16 protein-coding genes are annotated in these 17,703 nt (G+C 58.6%); 9 read left to right on the forward strand and 7 right to left on the reverse strand.

The genetic code is table 11. The features are described from left to right. Nucleotides 1-136 precede the first annotated feature (136 nt). Complete coding sequence (metG, locus tag GSQ94_RS08785) at nucleotides 137-2,545, forward strand: methionine--tRNA ligase subunit beta (protein ID WP_158943169.1); 2,409 nt, start codon at nucleotides 137-139, stop codon at nucleotides 2,543-2,545. Between the two features lie 80 nt (nucleotides 2,546-2,625). Here the strand turns inward: metG and GSQ94_RS08790 are convergent, their stop codons facing one another. Then, entirely contained in the window at nucleotides 2,626-3,102 is a 477-nt protein-coding gene (locus GSQ94_RS08790) for a cupin domain-containing protein (protein ID WP_158943170.1), read from the reverse strand. A 98-nt stretch (nucleotides 3,103-3,200) separates the two neighbouring features. Here GSQ94_RS08790 and GSQ94_RS08795 point away from each other — a divergent pair, with 98 nt between their 5' ends. The 3 genes from GSQ94_RS08795 to GSQ94_RS08805 all read left to right on the forward strand — a co-directional run bounded on the left by GSQ94_RS08795 (nucleotide 3,201) and on the right by GSQ94_RS08805 (nucleotide 5,796). Then, nucleotides 3,201-4,076 (forward strand): TatD family hydrolase, encoded by an 876-nt coding sequence (locus GSQ94_RS08795; RefSeq protein ID WP_158943171.1) that lies wholly within the window; start codon nucleotides 3,201-3,203, stop codon nucleotides 4,074-4,076. 71 nt (nucleotides 4,077-4,147) lie between these two features. After that, nucleotides 4,148-4,648 (forward strand): YajQ family cyclic di-GMP-binding protein, encoded by a 501-nt coding sequence (locus tag GSQ94_RS08800; protein WP_158943172.1) that lies wholly within the window; start codon nucleotides 4,148-4,150, stop codon nucleotides 4,646-4,648. A 143-nt stretch (nucleotides 4,649-4,791) separates the two neighbouring features. Further along, nucleotides 4,792-5,796, forward strand: a complete 1,005-nt coding sequence (locus tag GSQ94_RS08805) for a polyprenyl synthetase family protein (RefSeq protein WP_158943173.1) — start codon at nucleotides 4,792-4,794, stop codon at nucleotides 5,794-5,796. Between the two features lie 50 nt (nucleotides 5,797-5,846). Here GSQ94_RS08805 and GSQ94_RS08810 read toward each other — a convergent pair whose 3' ends face one another. Genes GSQ94_RS08810 through GSQ94_RS08820 form a run of 3 tightly spaced genes read right to left on the reverse strand, consistent with a single transcriptional unit; the run spans nucleotide 5,847 to nucleotide 8,663 of the window. Continuing rightward, complete coding sequence (locus tag GSQ94_RS08810; protein WP_216843052.1) at nucleotides 5,847-6,434, reverse strand: serine O-acetyltransferase; 588 nt, start codon at nucleotides 6,432-6,434, stop codon at nucleotides 5,847-5,849. A 46-nt stretch (nucleotides 6,435-6,480) separates the two neighbouring features. After that, complete coding sequence (locus GSQ94_RS08815) at nucleotides 6,481-6,723, reverse strand: exodeoxyribonuclease VII small subunit (RefSeq protein WP_158943174.1); 243 nt, start codon at nucleotides 6,721-6,723, stop codon at nucleotides 6,481-6,483. Continuing rightward, nucleotides 6,723-8,663, reverse strand: a complete 1,941-nt coding sequence (locus tag GSQ94_RS08820; protein WP_158943175.1) for a bifunctional homocysteine S-methyltransferase/methylenetetrahydrofolate reductase — start codon at nucleotides 8,661-8,663, stop codon at nucleotides 6,723-6,725. The genes GSQ94_RS08815 and GSQ94_RS08820 overlap by 1 nt, the downstream gene beginning before the upstream one ends. A gap of 180 nt (nucleotides 8,664-8,843) precedes the next feature. Between GSQ94_RS08820 and GSQ94_RS08825 the strand changes: the two genes are divergently transcribed. The 4 genes from GSQ94_RS08825 (at nucleotide 8,844) to GSQ94_RS08840 (ending at nucleotide 13,280) form a co-directional block, all read left to right on the forward strand. After that, nucleotides 8,844-10,415: a hypothetical protein gene (locus GSQ94_RS08825; RefSeq protein WP_158943176.1), complete on the forward strand. Its 1,572-nt coding sequence runs from the start codon at nucleotides 8,844-8,846 to the stop codon at nucleotides 10,413-10,415. 54 nt (nucleotides 10,416-10,469) lie between these two features. Continuing rightward, nucleotides 10,470-11,192, forward strand: a complete 723-nt coding sequence (gene bshB1 / locus GSQ94_RS08830) for a bacillithiol biosynthesis deacetylase BshB1 (RefSeq protein WP_158943336.1) — start codon at nucleotides 10,470-10,472, stop codon at nucleotides 11,190-11,192. Nucleotides 11,193-11,287: 95 nt separating this feature from the next. Then, on the forward strand, nucleotides 11,288-12,244 hold the full coding sequence (locus tag GSQ94_RS08835) for a ferritin-like domain-containing protein (RefSeq protein ID WP_216843053.1): 957 nt from the start codon (nucleotides 11,288-11,290) through the stop codon (nucleotides 12,242-12,244). 13 nt (nucleotides 12,245-12,257) lie between these two features. After that, entirely contained in the window at nucleotides 12,258-13,280 is a 1,023-nt protein-coding gene (locus GSQ94_RS08840; RefSeq protein WP_158943177.1) for a ferritin-like domain-containing protein, read from the forward strand. A 66-nt stretch (nucleotides 13,281-13,346) separates the two neighbouring features. On the opposite strand, the gene GSQ94_RS08845 is transcribed toward GSQ94_RS08840, so the two are convergent. Genes GSQ94_RS08845 through GSQ94_RS08855 form a run of 3 tightly spaced genes read right to left on the reverse strand, consistent with a single transcriptional unit; the run spans nucleotide 13,347 to nucleotide 15,866 of the window. Continuing rightward, a complete protein-coding gene (locus tag GSQ94_RS08845) occupies nucleotides 13,347-13,973 on the reverse strand; it encodes a hypothetical protein (protein WP_158943178.1) in 627 nt (208 codons plus the stop codon). A gap of 22 nt (nucleotides 13,974-13,995) precedes the next feature. Then, nucleotides 13,996-14,922 (reverse strand): UDP-3-O-(3-hydroxymyristoyl)glucosamine N-acyltransferase, encoded by a 927-nt coding sequence (locus GSQ94_RS08850; RefSeq protein WP_158943179.1) that lies wholly within the window; start codon nucleotides 14,920-14,922, stop codon nucleotides 13,996-13,998. Continuing rightward, on the reverse strand, nucleotides 14,922-15,866 hold the full coding sequence (locus GSQ94_RS08855) for a lysophospholipid acyltransferase family protein (protein WP_256369966.1): 945 nt from the start codon (nucleotides 15,864-15,866) through the stop codon (nucleotides 14,922-14,924). Before GSQ94_RS08855 ends, GSQ94_RS08850 begins: the two co-directional genes overlap by 1 nt. A gap of 183 nt (nucleotides 15,867-16,049) precedes the next feature. On the opposite strand from GSQ94_RS08855, the gene GSQ94_RS08860 reads away from it, so the two are divergent. After that, entirely contained in the window at nucleotides 16,050-17,678 is a 1,629-nt protein-coding gene (locus GSQ94_RS08860) for a hypothetical protein (RefSeq protein WP_158943180.1), read from the forward strand. Nucleotides 17,679-17,703: the final 25 nt, after the last annotated feature.

Below are 17,703 nucleotides of genomic sequence, written 5' to 3' on the forward strand. Positions count from 1 at the left end.
CGTGGTGTTTTAGCAGCCACTTTTCCGGCTCCAAAAAATACGCCAACTTTTTGAGATTTATTTTCGGGATGGCTCCCTCTCGGAAGCTACCGCTGACAGACAGTCGCCGCTATGCTGCTAAACTTGGCTCTGGCCCATGCCCGAACAAAAGTTCTATCTCACTACCCCTATCTACTATGTCAACGCACGCCCCCACATCGGCCATGCGTACTCGACTATTGCGGCTGATGTGATTGCACGCCGTCACCGGCTGCTGGGCGATGACACGTTTTTTCTGACCGGCACGGATGAGCATGGGCAGAAGGTGGAGCGCTCTGCCGCTACTGCCGGGATTCCGCCGCAGCAGTTCGCCGACGAGGTGTCCAAGAGCTTCAAAGACCTCTGGGACCGGATGGGCATCACCTACGACGACTACATCCGGACGACGGAGCCTCGGCATACGGAAGCGGTGCAGAAGCTGTTTCAGCATCTGCTGGATCGCGACAAGATCTACCTGAGCACCTACACGGGGCAATACTCGATTGGGGAGGAGATGTTTGTTGATGGCCCTCCGGGGACGATTGGACCTGACGGCAAGCCCACGGAGACGGTAACGGAGGAAAACTACTTCTTTCGTCTCTCTGAGTACCAGCTTCCCCTGATCGACCTCATCGAGAGCGATGATCCGGAGAAGCGGCTGTTGATTCAGCCGGAGTCGAGCAGAAACGAGGTTCTCAGCTTTCTGCGTGGGAATGTGGCAGAGGCCACGGAACGTGGCGAGATTCTGGAGGTTTCGGCCAGCGGCAAGGCCTATGTCCCTGGAGCGCTGAAGGATCTTTCCATCTCGCGAACCAGCTTCAAGTGGGGGATTCCGGTTCCCGGCAATGAGAAGCACGTCATCTATGTGTGGCTGGATGCGCTGGCGAACTACATGACGGCGATTGGGTATGGCTCGGATGACCCTGTGCAGCAGGAGAAGTTTGCGCGTTACTGGCCCGCCGATCTGCATCTCGTGGGCAAGGAGATTACGCGCTTTCACTGCGTCTACTGGCCTGCGTTTCTGCTGGCCGCAGAGATACCAACGCCAAAGTCGGTGGTGGCGAATGGCTGGCTGCTGTTTGATGACAGCAAGATGTCGAAGTCGAAGGGGAACGTCGTGCGTACTGAGACGATCCTCGATGCCTTCGGGACTGAGGTGTATGCGAAGCAGTTTCCTGAGAGCACGAAGAAGGAGCAGGATCTCTTTGGTGCGGATGTGCTGCGGTATTTCCTGCTGCGTGAGATTCCGTTTGGACACGATGGAAGTTTCAGTTTTGATGCGATGATCACGCGGTATAACGCGGATCTGGCGAACGGCTATGGGAATCTTGTTAGCCGGACGCTTGCAATGATTGAAAGATATTGCGATGGAACTATTCCTTCTCACTCTAAATGGAGTTCGGAACAGATTGTCTTGATTGATCCCAATGATGGAAGCCACAAATTCTTTCTTGTCAAAGGTCCGCAACTGGCTCAAGCTTCGTTAGCTGTTCAGAACTTTTATGAGGACGCCTTCAAAAAATATCGCTTCGCGCTGCCACTAGATGCTGAACTTGCTAAAGCTTCGAAAGCCGGAATAACTGATTCAGCTATGTTTCTCGTGGGTCAAGTTGATAGTTTTATAACCTCTAATGCGCCATGGAAACTTGCAAAGGGAGCCACTTCAGGGTCAGCTACCGAGCTTAATAATGTTCTGTATTCTGCCGCAGCGAGCATCAGCGTCATCACGGCGCTTTTGTATCCAATTCTCCCCTACGCAACCGCGAATGTTTGGGCGCAGCTTGGGCTTGGTGATATTGAAGTTGCTGCGAAGAATGGCGAACTGAAGAATCTTGAGTGGGGTGGTTTGAAGCCTGGCACTAAACTTGGGACTCTTGCCCCTATCTTTCCCCGAGCGGATAAAGGACTTGCGCAGATCATGGTCGACATCGAAAACCCCAACGCTCCACAAAAGTCCGAGGCACCCAAGCCCTCGCGGTTCATTGACGAGCAGACGACGCATACCTCTCCGGTGCCTGTGGACCCGACGCATCCCGGCGCTGCTCCTCGCACCCTTGTGTCGACTGGAGTTCCGGGATTGAGCGTTGCAGGCAGCCATGCGATCAGCACGGAGCGGACGGGTACGCCTTCGCATCTGGAGGCTCCTGCTTCGGGGCCGTTCGCCAATTCGGCGGCGCTGTCCACCATTCCCGACACGCCGCAGATCGCGGTTGATGATTTTGTGAAGATCGATCTTCGGGTGGCGCAGATCGTGGTGGCAGAGCGCATTCCCAAGGCCGATAAGCTGCTTCGACTGGAGGTTGATCTTGGATACGAGAGGCGACAGATCCTCTCCGGTATCGCGGAGTGGTATACGCCGGAGGAGCTGGTGGGCAGGAAGATCGTGGTGATCGCGAACCTTGCGCCACGGAAGATGCGTGGGCTGGAGTCGCACGGGATGCTGCTGGCTGCTTCGCATGGAGAAGACGGCAAGCCGGTGCTGGCTACGTTCGGGGAAGAGATCGCTTTGGGGTCGCGGTTGCGGTAAGTGCCTCCGCTTGTCCTGCCGGACGGGCCCACTCCGCGTGGGGCGGTCACTTCGTGACTTTTATACCTTTAGCGACTTGATTAGGTGATTGCTTTTTGGACGCCTACGGCTACTACGAAGTAGTTGGCCATGACATCTCCTATGTTCTTGAGGCCGTGCAGGACGCCTGATGCGGTGAAGATGACTCCGCCGGGTTCGACGATGCCGGTCTTGCCGTCGCTGGTGACCTCGAGCTTGCCTTCGCGGATCATGAGGAACTCGGAGTGGGTGTGGCGGTGGGGCGGGTGAGGCATCTGGCCTGGCGGCAGAGCGGTTTCGTGGACTTCGACGAACTCTCCCGTGGCGAGGCGGCCCTGGATAACGGCGCGGCTGGCTCCGCCGTTGGCCGAGGCATGGACGGGGAGCTTGTCGAAGGGGAAGATCTGGGAGTGGGCAAGCACCGGCTCGCCGCCTACACTGCCGGATTGGGCTGCGGCTGTTTCACCAGCTATTCCGCTGCCGATGGCCGCAAAGGCGGAGAGGGCGACACAGAGATCACGACGGTTCAGGTTGTTCATGCGGAGATACTACGCGGTACGAACTAAGTTCGTCATCCGTTTCTTTCCGGGTGGACTGGGGGTTCGAGAGTCGCTTCCGATGCGATAACCTGATGAGAATGGCTCTGATCGATTCGCACGCACACCTGGATTTTTATAACGAGACTCCTACGGAACGCGAGGAGGTGCTGCGCCGCGCCTATGCTGCGGGGGTGCAGACGATCCTTGCGATTGGCATTGGCGATGGCCCGGCGACGATGCACCAGGCGCTCGATATTGCGGCAGCGACTGCAGGGCCGGGGTTGCCGAAGGTGTACGCCAGCGTGGGGATTCATCCGCAGGAGGCGGCTCATGCGACGGCTGAGGCGCTGGAGCGGCTAGCCGAGCTGGCGGCGCGGGAGAGATGCGTTGCGGTGGGGGAGATTGGGCTCGACTACTACCATGTGGAGAATCCTGATATCGACGTGCAGCAGGAGGCTTTTGTGGCGCAGATGCGGGTTGCGGCGGAGGCGCGCAAGCCGATCCTGATTCACTGCCGAACGAGCGAGCTGGCTACGGCGCAGGCGAAGGAGCGGTTTGGGGCGGCGGATGCGTGGGAGGATCTGCTGGCGCTGATTGAGGAGCACTGGACTAAGCCGGGATATCGGCCGGGATATGGGCATGGGCTGGGCGGGATTATGCATTGCTTTTCGGGGAGCGTGGAGCAGGCGGAGCGGTCGCTGGCGGCGGGATTTCATCTTTCGTTCGCGGGGAACCTGACGTATCCGAAGGCGCAGGGGATTCGCGATGCGGCGGCGATGGCTCCTGGGGGGCGGATCCTGGTGGAGACGGATGCTCCGTTTCTTGCGCCGATACCGCTGCGGGGGCAGCGGAATGAGCCAGCGCTGATGACGCATACGGCGGCGGCCCTGGCGGCGGTTCGCGGTATCTCAGCAGAGGAGCTGGCGGAGTTGACGACGGAGAACTTCAAAAAACTCTTTCCCTCGGCCCGCTAGGGTGCCGACGCTGAGATAATAGAGATCGATAACGTTACAGACTATAAAGTTTCAGACGAAGGAAGATTCCCATGGCATCCGATAACAGCTTCGATGTAGTGAGCAAGGTAGAGCTTCAGGAAGTGAAGAATGCGATTGACCAGGCCTCGAAGGAGGTCCATGCCCGCTTCGATTTGAAGGATTCGAAGTCGAAGATTGAGTTGGAGGGGACGGATACGATTCAGCTGGCGTCGCAGGACGAGTACAAGCTGCAGGCGGTGACGGAGATTCTGTCGCAGAAGCTGGTGAAGCGCGGCGTGTCGCTGAAGAACCTTGAGTTCGAGAAGATTGAGCCGGCGGCGAACTCGAGCGTGCGGCAGAAGATCAAGCTGGTGCAGGGGATTCCGTCGGAGAAGGCGAAGATTATCGTGGCGGCGATCAAGGACTCGAAGAAGAAGGCGCAGGCGAGTATTCAGGGCGATACGGTGCGGGTGGTGAGCAAGGATCGCGATGTGCTGCAAGAGGTGATGGCGCTGCTGAAGGGGAAGGATATCGGCGTCGAGCTGCAGTTCACCAACTTCCGCTCCAACTAGAGGGACGGTGTTCGGGAGGCGGCAGGGCGCTTGGCCTGGGCTGTCTCGCCGGATTTCAGGACGATTGTTGCGATCAACATTTTGAGTTACTTTTTCGAGCCTATTCTGAAGCCAAATCCACATCCTGATACTCTGACTATCAAGTGAGTACGCTCTCCATCGCGACCGCAGCCGAGGTGTTTGAGCTCCTCCGTGAGGATCTCGCCGCTATCGAGCACGAGTTCGGGCGGCAGTCGGCCTCGAACGTCGAAGTGATTACCGACATTGCGCGGTATCTTATCGCGGGCGGCGGGAAGCGTATTCGGCCACTGCTGCTGCTGCTTTCGGCGAAGGCTTTGGGTTGCACCAGCGAGAGCCGCATTCGGCTGGGCGCGGTGGTGGAGATGCTGCATACCGCGACGCTGGTTCACGACGACATTATCGATGAGGCCGATACGCGGCGAGGGAGACCCTCTTCAAACACTACGTGGGGCAATGCGAAGTGCGTGCTGGCCGGTGACTGGCTATACATGCAGTCGTTCTCGACGGCGCTTGAGGAGCGGAACTTCCGGGTGCTGGACCTGCTGATCTCGCTGACTCAACAGATGGTGGAGGGTGAGCTTCTGCAGATCGAGAAGCTGGGGCACCTGATTAATGAAGAAGAGTACTTCGACCTGATCTTCCGCAAGACGGCGTGCCTATTCAAGGTCTCGATGCAGCTTGGGGCGGCTATCACGCCGGGCCACGGCATCGGCGACCCGGAGGAGCTGGAGGCGCAGCTTGGCGAGTACGGCCGCAACCTGGGGCTGGCGTTCCAGATCGTCGACGATGTGCTGGACCTTACGGCTGCCGAAGATGTGCTGGGCAAGCCGGTGGCGTCGGATCTTCGCGAGGGGAAAGCAACTCTTGCTGTGATCCACGCACTGGAGCGCGGGACGGGAGCCGACCGCGAGGCTATTCGAACGGTTCTGGCCGATCGCAGCTTTGACCGCGTCTCGCATCCGCAGATTCTGGAGATCCTGCAGCGTCATGGATCGATCGACTACGCCATGGATACAGCGTGTGCGTATGCTGAGGCCGCGCGGATGACCATCGCCGATCTGCCTGAGACCGAGGCCAAGCGCGCTCTGCTATGGGTTCCGGGCTTTGTGACGTCGCGGGACCGGTAGAAGAGACTACCTCCTTTGCTCGCTCGGCGAAGTCTGCCCAGAAAAGCTCCCTAGTCCCTTATATATTCCATGGTGTTGTTGACGTAGCCTGCCGAGCCACCTTCGGAGACGATCTTGCCGGGATTTCCGAGCACGATCGATAAAGGCGGGACATCGAAGTTGACGTAGGCTCCGGGTGCGATGAGCGCTTCGCGGCCGATGGTAATACTGCCGACGATGACTGCGTTCGCTCCGACCCACACGCGATCTTCGAGAACCGGAGCTCCGGGGTTAGGCCCGCGGCTGGTGGCGCCGATGGTTACGCCCTGGGCGATGTTGACGTTTGCTCCCAGTACGGCGTCAGGGCTGATGACAACCCCGCCAAAGTGACCCAGATAAAGTCCAGGCCCGATGCCAGCCCTGGGAGAGATATCGAATCCGTAACGGAAGTAGTAGTGCTGGAAGAGGATTCGGTTATAGATATAGGCGATGATCCACGGGGAGTGCTTGCGTTCGCGATAGAAGGCGACTTTGCGAAGGTAGAAGGTAAACCGAAAGCCCGGACAGCGAACGTAACATGATACGAAAGAGCGCCAGTCTGTCTTACCACAGTAGCGGTAAAGATCTGCTTGTACGACCCGCCACAGTGAAGAGAACACGTGCCTTCGCTTCCTTTCAGACTTGCAGATTTTAGACTTGGTGATTCTACGCTTCACCTTGGTTGACGCCGTCAAGCTCGTCAAGGTCTACGGTCTTCATTCCTTTTCTTCCCTGATCTACCAGTACCTGAATCTTACCCTCTGCGGCCTCCAACTCTTTTTTGCAGTCATTTGAGAGCTTTATTCCGTCCTCAAAGAGACGCACCGAGTCTTCGAGAGAGAGATCTCCACGTTCGAGCTTCTCAACCACTGTCTCGAGCGCCTTCAAGTGTTCTTCAAAGTCAGCCATTATGCAACCTCAACTTCTGCCAGTCCGAGGACATCGGCGGCGACGCTATATCGTCCGAAGGGTGCGCTGACCTGGACCCCCTGCACCATGGGTCTGGCCTCGGCGAGCATCTCCTGCGCGATCCTGACGCCTTCCATCCGGCCAGCTTCGGGCGAGGCTGCGGCAGCCATGCGCGCGATGATCTCGTCCGGCATGCTGACCCGCAGATCGTTCTTCATAAACTCGGCGTTGCGCAGGCTGGTGAGGGGCCAGATGCCGGCGACGACCGGAATGCGAAACTGTTCGATGCGGCGCAGGAACTCCTCGAGAACGCGCATATCGAAGACCGGCTGGGTGATGGCGAACTCCGCGCCTGCCTCTACCTTGAAGGCAAATCGGCGCACCTCCTGGTCCATATCCTGAACGCCAGGGTTGGCCGCCACCGAGATAGTGAAGCCGGTGGACTCTCCGATGGAGTTCTTTCCGATATCGAGGCCGTAGTTCAGGTTATGCACGACGTTGACCAGGCCGATGGCGTCGACATCGAAGACCGCCGTGGCGTTGGGGTAGTTACCCAGCTTGGGTGGATCGCCGGTGAGGCAAAGGATGTTCTTGAGCCCGATCGAGGAGGCGCCGAGCAGATCGCTCTGAATGCTGAGGACGTTTCGGTCGCGGCAGGTGTAGTGCAGAATCGTCTCGATACCGACATGCTGCTGGATCTGGACGCAGAGGCTCTGCGCGCTCATTCTTGCGCTGGCTCGCGGGGAGTCCGGCACGTTGATAGCGTCTACGCCGAGCCGATGCAGTTGCGCGGCGCCGTCGAGCTCTTTGCTGCAGTCGATTCCCTTCGGTGGGACGATCTCCACCATGGTGACAAAGTCGCCTGCGGCGATCATGCCACCGATCTTCGAGCGCTCTGCCAGGGGCGGCGGCGCGACCTTGCTCTCTGCTGAGATAGCAGCCTTGCCTGCGCCGGATCGTTGCATGATCTCGACGCCGCCCTCCATGGCATCGAGGGCACGCAGCGAACTCTTCATCGCGCGGGTATAGCTCGGCGTGGTTCCACAACATCCGCCGACGATGCTTGCTCCAGCTTTGACCAGCTTTCGGGTGAAGCTGGCCATATATTCGGGCGAGGTCAGGTAGATGGTTCTGCCCTCTACGGCGCGGGGGATGCCGGCGTTCGGCATGGCGGCGAGCGGCAGGGGAGTAAGCGGGCGCATGCGTTCGATCACGCTCAGAACAGTGGCAGGCCCTGCGCTGCAGTTACAGCCCACGGCATCGGCCCCCCAGGAAGTGAGCTTCAGCGCTGCTGTCTCGGCAGAGGCTCCATCGAGGCAGTTCCCTTCTTCGTCCACAGTCATCATGACAACGACGGGCGTTCCCGGAGCTACCTGGTGCGCGGCGAGGATGACCTGTTCCGCTTCAGCGAGCGAGGTCATGGTTTCGACGATCAGCAGATCGGCGCCCACGCCGGGTCCACCTTCTACCAAGGCCTGGATCTGTTCCGCGAAGGCGGCGCGCGCCTCGTCCAGACCGACTTTCCCCAGCGGCTCCAGCCTGACGCCCAATGGCCCGATGGATCCGGCGACGAATGCCTCGCTGGCCTGCTTGTCGCGGATCTGGTTCACGGACTCGCGCGCGAGCTTTACCCCGGCTGCGTTGATGGCGTGGACCTGATCCTGCAGGCCGTGAAGGCCGAGACGAAATCTGTTACCGCCGAAGGTATTGGTTTCGATGACCTCTGCGCCTGCCTGAAGATACTCGGCGTGAATCTCCCGGACCATCTCCGGTTGGGAGAGGTTCAGCTCGTCGTAGCAGCGGTTGATGAAGACACCCCGCGCGTACAACATGGTGCCCATGGCGCCGTCGCACAGCACGGTTTCGCCGGCGAACAGCCGGTCTACTGCGGAAGACCCCGCGCCAGACACCACCTTCGTACCGCCAACAACATCCGCCATCGTTCTCTCCCAAAGTAGTTCTTATCCTAAGCCAATGGCGGGAGGTGCTCCAAACCCACGGAGATGGTTGGTTCCGCCGGTCGCTTCCAAACGGTCTGCTGGCGCGTCCTTTGTTATACTCGGCATATAGCCGTGGCCGCCAAAATCATGCCGCAGCGCTCAGGTTGGAGTTAGTTACCGTTGACGAATCGAAGTCTTTTCACCAAGTCTCTCCGTGCCCAGATTCTCTGCGGGCTCCTGATCGCCCTTGCGACCTCCGTGCTCAGCTCCTGTCATAGCGACAACTTTCTTGCTTACAAGTTTCCCCAGTTCCCCTTCGCCAACCGGCCGGTTCCGCCGAGCCTGCTGGCGAATCGCGTGATGGTTGGGATAACGGCGAACGGCGGAACCTCGGGCAACCTGGAGATCCTCGACGCACTACGCGACATTCGCAGCAATATTGAGAACACCAAGATGTCGTTCTCGATCAGCGGCTTCTCGTCCGGCTACCCTAGCATGATCCTCAGCTTCCCCTCCGAGATCGTCGGGTATGTGTACTCCAATACTAACGGTGACGTGCAGATCATCAACTACGGGAAAGAGTCCGATACCGGCTCGGCCGGCACTTTTCCTGGGGCTACTAGCATAGCGATTCCTCCGACCTTCGGCCATTTTTACGCCGCATTGGGGAGCAGCGGCCTGCTCGAAGTCGTCGATAACACCACGGGCAAGAGCTATGGGATGAATGTGCCGAATGTCTTCCAGGTGGTCGTCAACCAGGGCGACTCCGTCGTACTGGCGATGGTGCGGAACTCCAACACGGTCTATCGCCTGATCAAGCTGAACGCCAACCAATATGTCACGGCAACGGCCGCAATCGCAGCAATCGGCGCGGTGGACTGCGAGCCTCTGAACCTTCCTATCTACTGCGTCGTGCCGGTGAATACGGGATCCACGACAACGGCGTTCGACCGTCCGGTGGGGGCTTACTTCTCGCTCGACGGCAATACGGTTTATGTACTGAACTGCGGCGCGGAGTGCGGTGGAACCGCCTCAAGCGTAACCAACCTTCTTCCGGGCGCGCTGTTGGTGAACAGCTACATCAACTCGACCGACCCGGCCCAGCAGAATCCGAACTCGTATTCGTCGACAACTCCCGTCCCGGGGGGAGTGACGACTGCAGTCGCTGATACGACAACTCTTTACGTGGCAGGCCAGCAGCAACAGCCGGACGGGCTCTTCGCGGGTAATCTCTCCACGATCAACCTTGCGAGCAATACCGTGACCAGTGTCACCTCGATCTCTGACGGAACACACAACAAGATTCTTCTCGCGGACGACAATACGCTTTGGATCGGCTCGCATCTGTGTGCTACCGGCGAGCGTGCGGCGCGTGCGGCGCAACAGCTCGCAGCTGGTCAGGTCACCGACCAGACGGCGAACTATAACTGCCTCACCCGGGTCGCGCTGCCTTCAGGGTCGACGCCTATCAGCGCGTCGATCGTTCCTGCCGTCACCCAAGTTCCAAAAGGTAGCACTACTTCACCGGTGATTGTGCCTTTTCCGAATACGAATCAGAATGAGGCCTACTATGGCGACCTCACCGGTCTCTGCTGGGTTCAAGGCCTGCACAAGATGTACACGGCCTATGGCGGCCAGATTCACGCCTTCAATACCGCGGATGGCTCTGAGATCAACAACGTGAACATCATCGTTCAGGGTACAGCGCTCGACGTGGCGTATATGGATGCGGTTACCGACGCCGCCAACTAAGCTGTCCGCTGGTATCCCAAGAGAGCGGCTGGGGGAATCGTTGCGAGTCAGGAGCTGCCCTTGATCGATATTCTTGCCATCGCAGCTCACCGCGACGACGTCGAACAGACCTGCGGCGGTACCCTGCTGGCGATGAATGCGCGTGGCTGGGCGACGGGCATTCTCGACCTGACCCAGGGGGAGTCGGGTACCAGGGGCACGGCTGCCGACCGCGAGGCCGAAGCAAACGCTGCAGCGCGCATTCTGAAGGTCGCCCATCGCGAGGCGCTGGACCTGCCCGACGGGAATGTGGAGAATACGCTGGCTAACCGGCTGAAGCTGGCCGCAGTGATTCGCCGACTGCGCCCGCGAGTCGTGATCCTTCCCTACTGGCAGGGACGCCACCCGGACCACTATACTTCGGCGACTTTAGGCTATGAGGCCTGCTTCGTAAGCGGGCTCGCGAAGGTGGCGACGCCTGGCGAGTCTCATCCGCCGCATCGTCCCTATAAGATCCTGTACGCCAGCCTGTATGCCGATGTGCGCCCAAGCTTTGTGGTGGACATCACCCCGTTTGCCGAGCAGCGTCTACAAGCGCTGCTGGCTTATCGCTCCCAATATGGCGCACAGACGGAGGGGACAGGCCTCTTCGTACCTGAAGAAGAGATTCGGGAGAGGACGTTTGCCACGGCGCGCCACTATGGCCTGCTTGCCGGCGTCCGCTATGCCGAACCTTTTGTTCAAAAAGAGGTCGGCCTTGTTGATGACATTGTGATCCTTCCCGTGCAATCAATTTAGTTACAAATATTATTGCCTCCGCAATCCGTTGACTCCCGCATCTCGTCATCACAACGAAGGTGCAGTCAGCAACGTGCACTGAGGAGAGGTTCATCGTGGAAAAAAAGCTTAACGATCTCATAGATAAAGCTCTGTCCCGCCGGAAGTTTCTGGCTGGAGCAGGGACGGCGGCTGCGGGTGCAATGATTATCGGTTGCAACGACAGCACTCCGGCGCCTACTACAACACCCACACCGACGCCCACCCCGCTTGACATCCCCGATAACGACATTCTGAACTTCGCGCTCAACCTCGAGTATCTTGAGGCTGAGTTTTATCTCTATGCCGCTACCGGATCTGGTCTTTCCACCGCCGATGCACTCTCCGGCGCCGGCACCACGATCGTTCCGCAAGGCATCGTTGCTGTTCCGTGGACCAACGCCTCGTTTGCCCAGTATGCCAATGAGATCGCACAAGACGAGTTGGATCACGTCCGCGCAATCCAGGCTGCCATCACCGCCAACAAAGGCACCCCCGTTCCGCGTCCTGCCCTTGACCTGACCTTCTTCGCCCCGCTTGCTGTAGCTGCCGGCATCACCAACCCCTCTCCTTTCAATCCGTTCCTCAGCACGAACGCCTTCCTTGTCGGCGCCTTCGTGTTCGAAGACGTTGGAGTGACGGCCTATACAGGCGCTGCACCGCTGATCTCCAATAACGCTATCCTGTCTGCCGCTGCCGGCATCCAGGCCACGGAAGCCTACCACGCTGCCGAGATCCGCACACTGCTCGTTGCCGGGGCTGCGCAGACGGGTGACCAGACTTACGTCAATCTGGCCAACCAGGTCTCTACGCTCCGCGGCAACATCAGTGCTGCCAGCGGCAACAAGTTAGCCGCTGAAACCGCACTCGGCACGATGAGCATCGTCGCAGCAGACGGCAATGCCATTGCGTTCGCTCGGACCACAGACCAGGTGCTCCACATCGTTTACGGTGGCGCTTCTGGCGTTGGCGTATCCAAGGGCGGCTTCTTCCCGAATGGCCTCAACGGCAACATCAGCGTAACTGCTTCCTAAGGACGGAGACATCATGGCAACTTTAGAGACACAACAGCTTGACGAGATCATCGTAAACACACGCCGAAAGATGCTCACGATGGGAGGAGCCGCGCTTGCCGCGCTCGCCTTCGGCTCAACCAAAAAGGCAGAGGCACAGGCAGCCGCCATCAACGACTTCGACATCCTGAACTTCGCCCTGAACCTCGAATACCTGGAAGCTCAGTTCTACAACCTGGCCGTCTACGGCGTCACCATCGATAAGCTGCCGACTCCGATTCCTGTCGCAGTTAATGGTGGCACCGCCGGAACCGTCACCCTCAGCCCGACGTTCGCTGCAGTTCCTTTCGCGCTCCCGCTCGTAAAGGCATACGCAACCGAGACCGCCGGCGAAGAGGGGAAGCATGTCCTCTTTCTTCAGCAGGCGCTCACGACGAATGCAGTCTCGATGCCAAACATCGACCTGTTCAACTCGTTCAATGCTCTTGCAGTGGCGGCAGGGCTCGGTACCTCCTTCAACCCATTTATGGATGACGCTCACTTCCTAATTGGCGCGTACATCTTCGAAGACGTCGGCGTATCGGCCTACCATGGAGCAGCGCCTCTAATCGCAGACAAGGTCAACATCCTTCCTGCGGCAGTTGGCATCCACGCGGTCGAGGCCTATCACGCCGGCCTCATCCGCACCACCATTGCTGGTCTCGATGCCGCTGGCTCACCTTTGCCGACCGGAACCCTTACCAGCTATACCCAGAAGATCTCTGCGGCTCGGTCTGCGCTTGCAAATCCCGATCCTACGAATCCGATCACCGTTCCCTTCACCACGTTTACAGGATCGGGTGCTGATGACATCGGCGTGCAGACTACGCCGGTTGCCATCAACGCCTCCTCGTCGATCTACACCGCTGCAACGATCGTCGACAGCGATCTGAACGCCATGGGCTGGTCCCGTACCACCTCCCAGATCCTGGCGATCGTCACCGGGACTGCACCAACCGCAGCCTCACCTCACGAGGGAGTCTTCTTCCCCAATGGAATGAACGGTAACATCAACTAACAAGCAGGAAGCAATAGAACAACGACGAGCCGCCGGCAGATCAGCCGGCGGTTCTTTTTTTCGCCGCTAAATCAACTTATGGTCGGTCGTCAGTCGTCTTCGAACAAACTCTGTAACCTCATCGGTGACATATACCGGCGGCCGTATCGGCAACACCGGCGTTCCCTCTACCAGCTTCAGCGAAACCCCCTTCCACTCGGGCCTTCCGAGTACGCCCTCCGGCACCAGCACCGCATCTGCGCGATCCAGAAAATACTTTGCCGAATCTTTGAAGTCCGCTGTCTCCGGATCGAGCACGCTCAGGTAGAGATCGGGCCGCAGAAACCGCAAAATGCTGTTCGACTCGATCACCACGTTCTCTGCGCGCTCGATCTCCTTGCGAATCCTGGGCATCGCCTCCGACAGATCCCCCTGGCGTGTTCTGACCCAGAACGACCGCATCGCGCCGGCCGCAAGATAACGTCCTGAGTCGGTGGTGGCGTCCCCCCCTGCGCGCTCTTCGCTCACCGCCACGGTGTGCTCTGCAGTCTCGCAGTCGCAGGGTTCCCCGTTCGCCGAACACATGCCATGTCCAAACTGAGTGATCTTAAAGGCTGTCCAGTGCTTCTCGGGCATCGCGGCGATCAGTCCCGCGACCACGCTCGTCTTGCCGATGTTTCTTGTGTGTCCGCCTACTACTACGATCGCCATCATTCACCACATCACTTCTAAGATCTTACCGGTGCTTCAACCTTGCGAGATCCCGCAGATACTCCTTCAGGGGCCGTGCCGGGCGGCCCCAGAAGACTTCGCCTGGCCCGCGCATCTTCTTTCCGCTGAGCACGCCCGCGCCGCCGCCAAGAATTACTCCAGCGCCTACTGTCGCGTGCTCTCCGATTCCTACCTGCCCGCCCAGGATCGCTCCGTCTTCCACAACGCTTGATCCTGAGATGCCCGTCTGCGCTGCGATGATCACATTCTTACCGATGACGCAGTTGTGACCGATGTGCACGAGATTGTCGATCTTCGTTCCTCGCCCGATTCGCGTCTCGCCCAACGCGCCGCGATCGATCGTTGTGTTCGCTCCGATTTCGACGTCGTCCTCCACTACGAGACGTCCCTGCTGGGGAAAGATGAGGTACTCTCCGGTCTCGCCGTTGCGGGCATAGCCAAAGCCTGTGGACCCCAGCACCGCTCCCGCCTGTACGACAACGTGATCTCCCAACACGGTTCCTGCATAGATCGTCACCCGCGCTCCGATCATGCATCCGCTCCCGATCACCGCATTCTCTCCGATCACCGCACCCGGCCCGATCGCAGTGCCCGCGCCGATGGTTGCGCTCGAGTTCACCACCGCTAAAGCGTGCACTCCCGACTGGACGCCAGTGCCTGCGAGCTTTTTTGCGATCACAGCGAACGTGTACCTTGCATCTGCCACCCATAACACCCTTGGGTCGAGCGACTGCCCGGCATACGCCAGCTTTGTGCTCGCCAGGATGACACCGGCGTTCGAGCGCTTCGCTCTGTTCAACGCCTCGGCGTCTGTGGCGAAGATCACCGAACTCTCCTTCGCGGCTTCAATACTCGAGACCTCCGTGACCAGAACTTCTAACGGCGGTGCGTTTACGCCAGCCCAACCTGCAACCTGACTCATCGTTGCCATCAATAGATTCCCTCTTCCCCGGAAGGCCGTGTCTTCCATCGACGGTGCATCCAGAGCCACTGCTCAGGGTGCAGTCGAATGGTTGCTTCAATCGCTGCGGTAAACGCCGCCGTATTTGTAACTGCGTCTGTTTCAGGATCGCCGGTGTGGATTACTTCGAGCTCCTGGCCAAAGTGTAGAACGTACTTTTGTTCAGTCTCATCCCACAGAAGAAACCCCGGCACGACCGCAGCTCCGGTCTTCAGCGCGATCCGCGCCATGCCCGAGGCAGTGCAGGCTTCCACTCCAAAGAAAGGCACAAAGACGCCCTGTGGCGGGGTCATATTTGTATCCATCAGAATCCCCACCGTCTCTCCTGCCCGCATCGATGCAATCAGGCCCCGGGCGAAGTCGTCCTTGTGGATCACCCGATTGCCGTGCAGACAGCGGACACGATTTACGAAGGCATCCACGAGAGGATTATCTAACCGCCGGATCACCATGCCCATCGGCATGCCCATCAGAGAGTGATAGAAGCTTGAGAGCTCCCACGCCCCAAGGTGCCCTGTTAACACAAGTACTCCCTTTCCGCGTTTGCGAGCGTTCAGGTAGTTGTCCAGCCCCTCGTAATGGATAAAACGGCTCGCACTCTCCGGCGTGTATCCGGGCATCAGACAGAACTCGGCGAGCTGCCATCCGAGATTTCGATATAAGAGCCGGAGAGTTTTGTATCGTTCGAGCTCAGACATCTCTGGAAATGCGAGCTTCAGGTTGCGCTCCCCTACGCCGCGCAGCCTTCCCAAGAGCCGAAGTGCAAGCGCTCCAATGGCTGCGCCTGCTGCTCGCGCCCACGCCCTGGGTAATAAGCGCATGAAGCTGATAGCGAGCCATACGATGGCAAACTCAAATCGTTCGCGGAGACTCACCTCCACGTCCTTACCCTCTTTTTGTGGGACTTTGCTCAAGCTCTTAGTCTACCGACTTCGGGCTCTTGAGGCCCGAAGGTTTCTTCTGCCGGATGCGGGACGGCACTGCATGTAAGACGGATGGACCCTATAATGAGACGCTGCCTTGGATGTGACGAGGCAAATAAGGCAAGTGGGAACGGCCGGCGACATACGGACTCCTTGCTGTAAGGGAAGAGCATCATGCTACGAACGTCCAGCGTCCGGCAGGAGAACTTGAGCGGGCAGAAGTTTTTGTCGTCAGAGGAGTCTACCGCGCGGACCCACAGAGTACGGGGCCTTTCGATCTTTCTCTTTTTCTGCGGAGTCTTTTCTTTCCTCTACCTGAATCTTTTCCGCTGGCCGGGTGTGCCGATCTTTCGTTTTGGGGATGAGAACTTTTTCTGGGTGTATGCGTCCCGCATGCGATCGGGAGAGCAGTTTTTGAGGGACTTTCACCAGTTCACACCGCCTGGGGTGAACCTCTGCTACCTGGCGTTCTTTCGCCTGTTTGGGGAGAGTGTTCGCAGCACAAGCTGGTCTGTCCTTTGCCTGGGCTTTGCGCTTACGCTGGTCTGTTTTCTGGTCGCGCGTCAGTTGATGCGGTTGGCGATGGCTATGCTGACCGCGCTGGCATGTGCCGTGCTTCTCTATGGAGACAGGTTTGACGCGACTCATCATTGGTTCAGTTCGCTGGCAGCGGTGCTTGCTGTCTGGAGCCTGTTTCCCTCTCGTTCGAAGACGCGCATCGTGCTTGCCGGGTCACTACTTGCTCTCTCTGCATTTTGCACGCAGACGGCAGGTGCAATGGCGACGCTGGCCTGCTGTCTGGCGTTGATGCTGGAGCATCGTCTCGGCGATGTCTCCTGGCGGCTTGTCGCTCGTCGTATCACGCTGCTATTGATCAGCGAGATCTCAGTGTGGACCTTGTTGAGCTGGCGATACCTGCTTGCAGCGGGAGCTGGCAGGTATTGGTACTTTCAGGTTCTTTATCCGTCTCGATATGTTCATTTTCCGGATGGGTTTTTGTTTCCACGTTTCGGGCCCCCTCATCATCTGCGCTCATGGATCAGCTTTACCGATCATCTGTTTGTGTACTTCTTAATTCTTCTGATCCTTCCGGCGGTCGTGTTGTTCGTGCGCCGCCGTCCCGCTTCGCCGAAACATACGATGCCGGTGGCGCTGCTTACCTCGCTGAGCGTCTTTCTGACGCTTGAGATCATCACGAGACTCAATTGGAACCGCATGCATGCGATTGCCATGCCCGCGCTTATTCTGCTTGCGTGGATGGTCAGTCAAAGGGTGAAGACCGAGCGAGTCCTTATGCCGCTGGGCTGGGGCCTCTTAGGCGTACTGGCGCTGGCGATCGTGGTTACAACCCAGCTTCATCCCTATCAGCAGATCACGTTGCCCACGGGGCAGGCCATGATGGAGCCGGAGGATTTGGTGGAAGCCGATTGGCTGATGCGGCACACTGCTGCAGGCGATCGTTTTTTGGAGGTCGCTCATATGCGTTTCTATCTGCCTCTGCAACTGCGGGAGGTGGGTGCAAGCGATGTTCTGCTTCCCTACGAGGTTACGCTGCCAGAGTGGGTCACCGAGACTGTCAAAGATTTGAGAGAACAGAAGGTGGAGTACATCCTCTGGGCGCCGAGGATGGGGATCTTTCACGTAGGAGATCCGCCCGCTTCACAGATCGATACTCTAGGACCATTACGCACCTACATGCGGAGTGCCTATGTTCGCGTGAAGTTGTTCGACAACGGCGACGAGATCTGGGAGCGAGTTGCGGAGGCACGGACGGCCGTCCCGCTTCGAGATACCAGCAGATGAAGTTGAAGTGAGAGCCTGAGAAGAA

Origin of the sequence: Granulicella sp. S190 (assembly GCF_009766095.1) — a bacterium.
GTDB lineage: Bacteria > Acidobacteriota > Terriglobia > Terriglobales > Acidobacteriaceae > Edaphobacter.